General features: G+C 62.7%; 1 protein-coding gene. It reads left to right on the plus strand.

Annotated elements, in window-relative coordinates; all coding sequences use genetic code 11:
- Window positions 1-1,470: murein L,D-transpeptidase (locus EOA24_RS37315; protein WP_133374875.1), on the plus strand; the 1,470-nt coding region annotated here is incomplete at its 5' end.
- Between the last annotated feature and the right edge of the window lie 136 nt (window positions 1,471-1,606).

Here is a 1,606-nt window from a genome sequence, read left to right on the forward strand (position 1 = left end):
GCTTATTACTCGGCCAATCCGGATTTCATTTGGGTGAGCGACAACGCCCCCAACAGCAGGGCGCAGGATGCGGTGCGGGTGCTGGGCGAGGCGGCGAGCTACGGTTTGACGCCGGCCGACTACTCCGTCGACATTCCGGCGGCCGCGACTTCCGCCACGCCGGAAGAGCGGACCAGGGAACTGGTTCGGTTCGAGATGGCGCTGTCGGCGCGCGTGCTGCGCTACGCCCGTGATGCCCAGAGCGGCCGTGTCGATCCCAACCGGATGACCGGCTACTATGATTTCCCGGCCAAGCCGTTCGATTTGGAAGGGGCGCTGAAGACACTGGCGCATACCCAGGAGGTCCGCACCTATCTGGAGTCGCGGCATCCGCAGAATCCGGAATACCAGGCGCTGCGCGTCGAACTGGAAGCGCTCGAGGCCAGCGAGGAAAACGAGATCGTCGTCGATCCCAAGCTGTTGCTCAAGCCGGGTGAGAGCAGCCCGGAACTGCCCAAGTTGCTGACGCTGATTGCCCGCAATCTTGATGACGAGATGGGCGGCAACTATGGCGAGGTGCTCGCCCGCCTTGGCAAGAGCGTGGTTTACGACCCCGAGTTGGTGCCGGTGATCAAGGCGGTGCAGCAGCGGGAAGGCATGAAGGGCGACGGCGTCATCGGGCCGCGGACGGTGGCTTTGCTGGCCGGCGCTTCGAAGGCCGACAGGATCGAAAAGGTCAAGGTGGCGCTCGAGGAGCTGCGCTGGATGCCGTCCGATCTCGGCAGTCCGCGCGTCTTCATCAACCAGCCCTCCTTCACCGCCAGCTATATCGACAGTGGTGAGGAGAAGCTGAAGACCCGCGTCGTCATCGGCCGGGTTACCAACCAGACTGCCTTCTTCTACGATCACATCAAGCAGGTCGACTTCCATCCCTATTGGGGCGTGCCGCAGTCGATCATCGTCAACGAGATGCTGCCGAGGCTGCGCAGCGATCCCGGCTATCTCGATCGCGCCGGCTATGAGGTGACGGATTCGCGCGGCAGGCAGATCCCGTCGTCAGAGGTGGACTGGGGCGCCTATGGCTCTAAGATCCCATTCAGCGTGCGCCAGCAGCCGAGCGAGGCCAATGCGCTGGGCGAATTGAAGATACTCTTCCCCAACAAGCACGCCATCTACATGCATGACACGCCGCAGAAGTCCTTCTTCGCGCGCGACATGCGGGCGCTCAGCCATGGCTGCGTCCGGCTGCAGGATCCGCGCGGCATGGCCGCCGCAGTGCTTGGAACCTCTGTCGACGACATTGCCGAGAAGCTGAAGCACGGCCATTCGACCGAGAATGTCACGCGCGTCATTCCGGTCTATGTCGCCTATTTCACCGCCTGGCCTGATATGTCCGGCAAGGTCGAGTATTTCGACGACGTCTATGACCGTGATTCCAAGCTGATGCAGGCGCTGGACGCGACCGAAGCGGTGCGCACGCCGTCAAGCTGAGCGCTCTGACTTCAAGCAATTCCGGGCGGAAGGCTACGGCGATACCGCTCGGCCTGACCGCTTCACACTTTTCCTGGAATTGCTTTGATGAGCGGACGGCGGAAGCCGGCGTCGCGCCCGGCAATCAGCCAATAGA

This window comes from Mesorhizobium sp. M2A.F.Ca.ET.039.01.1.1 (assembly GCF_003998035.1).
GTDB lineage: Bacteria > Pseudomonadota > Alphaproteobacteria > Rhizobiales > Rhizobiaceae > Mesorhizobium.